The organism is Nostocoides sp. (assembly GCF_037045025.1).
GTDB lineage: Bacteria > Actinomycetota > Actinomycetes > Actinomycetales > Dermatophilaceae > Nostocoides_A.
On sequence record NZ_JBAOHM010000009.1, the window covers coordinates 330,563 to 338,255 of the forward strand.

At 69.2% G+C, this 7,693-nt stretch carries 7 protein-coding genes; 6 read left to right on the forward strand and 1 reads right to left on the reverse strand.

The window, feature by feature from the left end; all coding sequences use genetic code 11:
- Window positions 1–2 precede the first annotated feature (2 nt).
- The gene (locus V9G19_RS10590; RefSeq protein WP_462285432.1) at window positions 3–1,796 is read right to left on the reverse strand and encodes a DEAD/DEAH box helicase; all 1,794 of its coding nucleotides are present in this window, start codon (window positions 1,794–1,796) and stop codon (window positions 3–5) included.
- 103 nt (window positions 1,797–1,899) lie between these two features.
- Here V9G19_RS10590 and V9G19_RS10595 point away from each other — a divergent pair, with 103 nt between their 5' ends.
- The 6 genes from V9G19_RS10595 to V9G19_RS10620 all read left to right on the forward strand — a co-directional run.
- On the forward strand, window positions 1,900–3,078 hold the full coding sequence (locus V9G19_RS10595) for a thiolase family protein (RefSeq protein ID WP_462285433.1): 1,179 nt from the start codon (window positions 1,900–1,902) through the stop codon (window positions 3,076–3,078).
- A 14-nt stretch (window positions 3,079–3,092) separates the two neighbouring features.
- Window positions 3,093–3,593: a thioesterase family protein gene (locus tag V9G19_RS10600; RefSeq protein ID WP_462285434.1), complete on the forward strand. Its 501-nt coding sequence runs from the start codon at window positions 3,093–3,095 to the stop codon at window positions 3,591–3,593.
- Window positions 3,594–3,727: 134 nt separating this feature from the next.
- Window positions 3,728–4,768, forward strand: coding sequence for a LacI family DNA-binding transcriptional regulator (locus V9G19_RS10605; protein ID WP_462285435.1), 1,041 nt, complete (start codon window positions 3,728–3,730; stop codon window positions 4,766–4,768).
- Between the two features lie 16 nt (window positions 4,769–4,784).
- Window positions 4,785–6,062 (forward strand): sugar ABC transporter substrate-binding protein, encoded by a 1,278-nt coding sequence (locus V9G19_RS10610; protein ID WP_462285436.1) that lies wholly within the window; start codon window positions 4,785–4,787, stop codon window positions 6,060–6,062.
- A 1-nt stretch (window position 6,063) separates the two neighbouring features.
- Window positions 6,064–6,981, forward strand: a complete 918-nt coding sequence (locus V9G19_RS10615; RefSeq protein ID WP_462285437.1) for a carbohydrate ABC transporter permease — start codon at window positions 6,064–6,066, stop codon at window positions 6,979–6,981.
- Between the two features lie 7 nt (window positions 6,982–6,988).
- On the forward strand, window positions 6,989–7,693 hold a 705-nt coding region (locus tag V9G19_RS10620), incomplete at its 3' end, for a carbohydrate ABC transporter permease (protein WP_462285438.1).

The window sequence follows — 7,693 nt, forward strand, 5'->3', positions numbered from 1 at the left end:
GCTCACCGCCCGGTGTGCCAGCGGCGGATCAGGGCGATCCGGTGCTCGACCTGCTCGGTGGTCGCGCGGGACAGCGGGGGGCCGCCGGCCTGGCGGCGCAGCTCGGCGTGGACGTGGCTGTGCGGCATACCGCGATGGCGGGCGTATTGGTTGACGAGCGAGTTCAGCTCCTTGCGCTTGGCCTCCAGCGCCCGGTGCAGGCTGACATCGGCCGGCACCTTCTCGCGACGGTCGCGGCGCTGCTGGCGGGCCAGGTGGCGGCGCTGACGCTCCTGCAGCACGGCGTGCACCTGGTCGGGTTCGAGCAGGCCGGGCAGGCCGAGGTAGTCGTGCTCGTCCTGGCTGCCGGGAACGGCGGCCAGCCCGAACTGGTGAGCGTCATACATGACGTGGTCGAACTCGGCCGCCGACCCCAGCGCCTCCCACTGCCCGAGCAGGTCCTCCGACGCGCCCCCGTCGCGGTTGGCCGCATCGACCGCCTCCTCATCCCACAGGCCCTCCTTGTCCGTGGGCGCGCCGAGGACGTGGTCGCGCTGGCGCTCCAGCAGCGCGGCGTGGGAGAGGATCAGCGCCACCGTCGGGAGGAAGACCGTGGCCAGCTCACCGCGTCGCCGGGCGCGCACGAACCGGCCGACCGCCTGGGCAAAGAACAACGGCGTGGACGTGGCGGTCGCATAGACACCGACCGCGAGACGAGGGACGTCGACGCCCTCGGAGACCATCCGGACGGCGACCAGCCAGCGGTCGGTGGAAGCGGCATACGACTCGATGCGGTTGGACGCGCCGGCGTCGTCGGACAAGACGACGGCCGGCGGGCTGCCGGTGAGCGCCTGCAACACGCGCGCGTATGCCCGTGCGCTCGCCTGGTCGGTGGCGATCACCAGGCCGCCGGCGTCGGGGATGTGGCGGCGCACCTCGCTCAGCCGGTGGTCGGCGGCGCGCAGGACGGCGGTGATCCATTCGCCCTTGGGGTCCAACGCGGTTCGCCAGGCGTGCGCGGTCACGTCCTTGGTCAGCGGGTCGCCGAGGTTGGCCTCCAGCTCGTCTCCGGCCTTGGTGCGCCAGCGCATCGGCCCGCCATAGTTCATGAACAGCACCGGGCGCACGACGTGATCGCGCAGCGCCTCGGCGTAGCCATAGGTGTAGTCGGCGGCCGAGCGCAGCCCGCCGTCGGGGGTCGGCTCGTAGCGCACGAACGGGATCGGGTTGTCATCGGAGCGGAACGGCGTGCCGGTCAAGGCCAGGCGCCGGGTGGCCGGCTCGAAGCACTCCTTGACCGCCTCGCCCCAACTGCGCGCGTCGCCGGCATGGTGGACCTCATCGAGGATGACCAGCGTGTTCTGCTTCTCGACCACGGCCCGGTAGTGGAACATCCGGGCGGCAACCCCGGCATAGGTGACCGCGCTGCCGGCGTATTCGCGGCTGCGCCCACGGCGGGAGGAAGCGCCGAGCCCGGGGTCGATGGCCAGGCCCACCTTGTGCGCCGCTTCGGCCCACTGGACCTTCAGGTGCTCGGTCGGGGTCACCACGATCACCTTGCGCACGATCCGGCGCTCGAGCAGCTCCTTGGCCACGCGGAGCGCGAACGTCGTCTTACCCGCCCCCGGTGTGGCCACCGCGAGGAAGTCCCGCGGCGAGGCCGCCAGATAGTGGTCCAGCGCCTGCGCCTGCCAGGCGCGCAGGCTGGACGCTGTGCCCCACGGGGCCCGACCGGGGAAGGCGGGGGAGAGGTGCTGGAATCCGGGTCGCTCGATCGGCGGCTGCGCTGACGGGAGCGGCTCGGGTGATAAGGACATAGGACCGCGAGGTTACCCGAGTGGGGGGGGGCACCGGGGGCAGGCGCCGCGCCGGCCAGTAGGGTCGGAGGTGACCCGACCGTGAGCTCGAGGAGGAGTCCTCATGTCCGCTGATCGCATCTACATCGTCGACGGGGCGCGCACGCCGGTGGGCAGCTTCGGCGGGGTCTTGAAGGACGTGCCCGCCCACGAGCTCGGTGCCCACGCCGCCCGGGCGGCCCTCACCCGCGCCGGCGTGGCCGACGACGCTGTCCGGGAAGTCGTCTGCGGGACGATCGGGCAGGTCGGCGGGGATGCCTACATCGCCCGGCGGGTCGCGCTGGGGGCAGGCCTGCCGGTGGCGACACCGGCATACACCGTCAACCGGCTGTGCGGCAGCGGGCTGCAGGCGATCTGGTCGGCGGCGATGGAGATGCGCTGGAGCGGCCTGGACATCGCGCTCGCCGGCGGCGCCGAGTCGATGACCCGGATGCCGTTCTACGACTTCGACGCCCGCGCCGGCTACAAGCTCGGCAACCGCAGCCTCGTCGACGGCACCGTCTTTATGCTCACCGATCCCTTCTCCGGCGTCCACATGGGCGTCACCGCCGAGAACGTCGCCGCGAAGTACGACGTGAGCCGCCAGGAGCAGGACGAGTTCGCGCTGCGCTCGCAGCAGCGGGCGGCCAGTGCCGAGGCCCAGGCGGCCTTCGCCGAAGAGATCGAGCCGATCACGACGCCGGGCCGCAAACCGGTCACCGTGAGCGCCGACGAGCACCCCAAGCCGGGCACGACGCTGGAGACCCTCGCCGGTCTGCGCCCGGCCTTCGCCAAGGACGGTAGCGTCACCGCCGGCAACGCCTCCGGCATCAACGACGGCGCCGCGATGGTCGTGCTGGCGAGCGAGGGGGCGGTCGCGGCATACGGGCTGAAGCCGTTGGCCGTCGTTGAGTCGATCGCGACCGGCGCGCTCGAGCCGGAGATCATGGGGTATGCGCCCGTGCTGGCGCTGGAGGCGCTTTTTGAGCAGACCGGCACCACCCCCAAGGACATCGACGTCGTCGAGTGCAACGAGGCCTTTGCCGCGCAGGCCGTGGCCGTCGTCCGCGACGCCGGGCTCGACCCGGACAAGACCAATCCGTATGGCGGGGCGATCGCCCTCGGGCACCCGGTTGGCGCGACCGGGGCGATCCTCACGCTCCGGGCGGTCAAGCACCTGGCCCGCACCGACGGCGAACTCGCCATCGTGACGATGTGCATCGGCGGTGGGCAGGCGCTCGCCGCGCTGCTGCGCCGGGTCTAAGCCGGGGCCACGTCGTGCCGACCTACGCGGACGTTGTCCAGCTCGAGGCCTGCTACACGCTCGTGGTGCCCCCGGAGTTCGGCGACGCCAACGGGCACATGAACATCGTGCGCTACATGCAGATCCACAACGACGGCGGCTGGGCCTTCCTCTCCTCCGTCGGGCTGGGCCCCGAACATGCGCAGGCCGGCTCCGGTGCCTCCTTCGACGTCGAACATCACCTGCGCTATCTGCGTGAGGTCCACTGCGGGGACACCCTCACCCTCCATGTCCGGATGCTCGAACGCTCGGCCAAGGCGCTGCACGTCGTTCATTTCCTGCTCAACCAGTCCCGGCAGGAAATCGCCAACACCCTCGAATATGTCACGGTGAGTGTCGATTTGACCGCTCGTCGGGTGGCGCCCTGGCCGGCGCATGTTGCCGAGCTGCTGGATGCCCGGCTGGCCCAGGACGCCGCCCTCGGCTGGGCGTTCATCGGCAACCCCGCGATGGCACTGACCGGCTCGGGCACCTGACCGGAGCGCGAACTCGCGTCAAAAAAACGCCGCTATCAAATCCCGCCGGGTCGCCCGGAACGGTGCAGACTGTCCTGTGACGTAGCCGTAAGCGCTTACAGTCGCGCTGCGGTTCCGGCACGAGGAGGTGACGGATGGCGGGATCTCGGGCTCACGGCCGCGGCGCGACCATCTATGCCGTCGCCGAGCGCGCCGGCGTCTCCATCGCCACCGTCTCGCGCTATCTGCACAATCCCGCCCAGGTTCGCGAAGCCAACCGGCAGCGGGTGCAGCGGGCCATCGTCGAACTCGGCTACGAGCCGCTGGGTGCCGCCCAGACGCTCGCCGCCCGTAGCCACGAGGCCCTCGGCCTGATCGTCCCCGAGATTACCGGGCAGTATTACGCCGACCTGATCGCCGGCTTCGAAGCGGCAGCCGGGGAGCGCGACCTGAGCGTCGTCCTCGTTCTTGCCGCCGGCCGCTCCGATCTGGCTCGGGCCGCCCGGCGCCTGGCCGTCCGGGTCGACGGCCTGGCCATCATGGCCTCGACCGGGCTGCCGCGCTCGGGCGTCGACTCGCTCGCCGCACGCGTCGCCACGCTCGTGCTGGCCGGCGATCCCGCGACCGGCATCGAGTGCGTCCGCGCCGAGAGCGCCGAACCGGCACGCGAGTTGACCACCCGCCTGCTGAGCGCCGGCCGGCGGCGGCTGCGGTTCGTCGGCGACCCGGCCGGGGCGATCGACGTGCGCGACCGGCATGCGGGATTCGTGGCGGCGCACGCGGCATACGGGCTGCCGGCGGCCGATCCCGTCCTCGTCCCGTTCGACGAGAGCGGGGGTCGCGCGGCGGCGGAGCTGCTGCTGCGGGAGATCCCGCTGACCGAGGGGCTGGTCTGCGCCAACGACCTGCTGGCGCTCGCCCTGCTCGAGCGGCTCGCCGCCGCCGGCATCGGGGTTCCCGAAGAGATCGCGCTCACCGGCTGGGACGACATCCTCGCCGCCCGCTATGTCCGGCCGCGCCTGACCACCGTCCGGCAGCCGGTCCGGGAAATCGCCGCGCTCGCGGCCGGCCTGCTCCACGACCGGCTCACCATCGATCGGCCGTGGGGAGGTGACCACGTCATTCCCTGTGAGGTGATCGTCCGTGACTCGTGCGGCACCTCCGATCCTGGGACTTCGCATCCCGCCCACCATTGAAAGGCACTTTCGACAGATGAAACGGACCACCGCAACCATCACCGTCCTCGCCCTCTCCGCGCTCGGCCTGGCCGCGTGCGGGCGAGACAGCACCGAAGCCACCGCCTCCCAGACCGGCTCGGCCGTCAACACCGGCGAGGTTAAGGGCGAACTCTCTATGTGGGCCATGGGCGCCGAGGGCGACAAGCTGCCCGAACTCGTCAAGGACTTCGAAACCGCCAACCCGGGCGTCAAGGTCAACGTCACGGCCGTCCCCTGGGATGCCGCCCACGACAAGTTCAAGGCCGCGATCGCCGGCAACGCCACGCCGGACGTGGCGATGGTGGGCACGACGTGGATGGGCGAATTCGGGCCCGACGCCCTCGACCCCACCCCGCCGTCGATTGACAAGGCCGCCTTCTTCCCCGGGGCCTGGTCGACCACCGAGGTGGGCGGCACCTCCTACGGCGTCCCGTGGTATGTCGAGACCCGCCTGATCTACTACCGCACCGACCTGGCCAAGAAGGCCGGGATCAACGAGGCCCCCACCGACTGGGATGGCCTGAAGGCGATGGCCAAGGCGATGCAGGACAAGGCCGGCGCCAAGTGGGGCATCGGCCTGCAACCGGGTGGGCAGGGCTCCTGGCAGGGCGTGCTGCCGTTCGCCTGGTCCGCCGGCGCCAACCTGACCAAGGACGACGGGAAGGCCTACAACTTCGACAGCCCGGAGCTGACTGAGGCGCTGACCTACTACCAGTCGTTCTTTAAGGAAGGCATCGCCGACAAGGCGGCCCCGGTCCAGCCGACCACCGACGCCGACTTCGTCAGCGGCAAGGTGCCGATGTTCATCTCCGGCCCGTGGATGATCACGGTCGTCGAGGCCGCCGCCAAGGGCGATGACACCTTCAAGGACAAGTACGACGTCATGCTCATCCCGGCCAAGACGGAGTCCTCCTCCTTCGTCGGTGGCGCCGATCTCGCGGTCTTTAAGAATACCAAGAACCGGGACGCCGCCTGGAAGCTGGTCTCCTTCCTCACCGACCCCAAGGTGCAGGCCAAGTGGTATGGCATCTCCACCGACCTGCCCTCGGTCCAGTCCGCCTGGGAAGAAGGCACGCTGAAGTCGGACGCCAAGCTGGCCAAGTTCGGCGAGCAGCTCAAGACGGCCCAGGCGCCGCCCTCCTTCCCGACCTGGGAAGAGGTCGCCGGCAAGTTCGACACCCAGGTCGAGTTGGTGACCAAGAAGGGCACCGACCCCGCCGAAGCGCTCAAGCAGGCGCAGGCGGACGCCGACTCGATCGGCACCGGCGAGTGACATGACGCAGTCCGCGACCGCGGTCTCCCGGGCAAGCGGCAAGGGCCGCTCCCGGGAGACCCGGGCGGGGTGGATTCTCGCCCTGCCGTTCATGCTGCTGTTCTTGGTGTTCACGGCCTGGCCGCTGATCCAGTCGCTGTTCATGAGCTTCACCGACACCAAGTTCCGCGACCTCAAGCACCCCTTCGCCGTCAACATTGTCGGGCTCAAGAACTACACCAAGGCCTTCGCGGACCCGACCTTCCGCAAGGCGGCGGCCAACACCGCCTACTTCGTCTTGGTCGGTATGCCGCTGACGCTGATCATCGCGCTCGCGGCTGCCGTCGCGCTGGACAAGGGAATCACCCGGTTCCGGGCGTTCTTCCGGCTCGGCTTCTATATGCCGGTCATCACCTCGATCGTGGCCGTGGCCGTGGTCTGGCGGTTCCTGCTGCAACCGGATTCCGGCCTGCTCAACACCGCTTTGGGGTGGTTCGGCATCGACGGGCCGAACTGGCTCGGCAACGAGAAGACCTCGATGCCGAGCCTGATCATGATGGCCGCCTGGCGCAACTTCGGCACCGCGATGGTCATCTTCCTCGCGGGCCTCCAGTCGGTGCCGTGGGCGCTGCACGAGGCAGCCGCCATCGACGGGGCCAGCGCCTGGCAGCGGTTCACCAAGATCACCATCCCCATGCTTCGGCCGACGATCCTGTTCGTGTCGGTGACCACGCTGATCGGCTACCTGCAATTCTTCGAGGAGCCGTTCGTGATGACCAATGGTGGCCCGCTCAACAGCACGATCTCGATGTCGATGTACACCTACAAGCAGTTCGGGTACGGCAACTACGGCTATGCGACGGCGATGAGCTACATCATCTTCGTCATCATCGCCGTGGTCACTGCGATCCAGTTCCGCGTCATGCGGGACAACACGTGAGGTAGCCATGCGCAGTCAACGCTCACCGATCGCGACGGCGATCACCTACATCGTCGTGACGATCTCGGCCCTGATCGTCATGGCGCCGCTCATCTGGATGATGCTCGGCAGCCTAAAGACCGACCACGAACTCCGCCAGGTGCCACCGACCTTCTTGCCGGAGTCGGTGACCTTCGCCAACTTCACCACGCTGTTCTCGAAGCTGTCGTTTTCGACCTACTTCGTCAATTCGACGATCGTCGCCGTCATCGTCACCGTCGCCAACCTGGTCTTCTGCTCGATGCTCGGCTACGCCCTGGCGATGCTCGACTTCCGCGGCAAGAAGCTGGTGTTCGGCCTGGTGATGGCGACGCTGATGATCCCGGGCGTGGTGACCTTCATCCCGCTCTTCGTCCTGGTCGCCAACCTCGGCCTGCTCAACACCTTGCCGGGGCTGTTCCTGCCGTTCCTCGCGGCACCCTTCGGAGTCTTCCTCATGCGGCAGTTCATGTCCTCACTCCCGCGGGAGTTGCTGGATGCCGGCCGGGTCGACGGCGCCGGTGAACTGAAGATCTTCTTCCGGATCTTCCTGCCGCTGGCCGGCCCGGCCATGGCGACGCTCGGCATCATCACCTTCCTCGGCAGCTGGAACAACTTCCTCTGGCCGCTGGTCGTCGCGCAGCGCAACGACGCCTACACCCTGCCGGTCGCGCTCGCGCTCTATTCCTCCGAC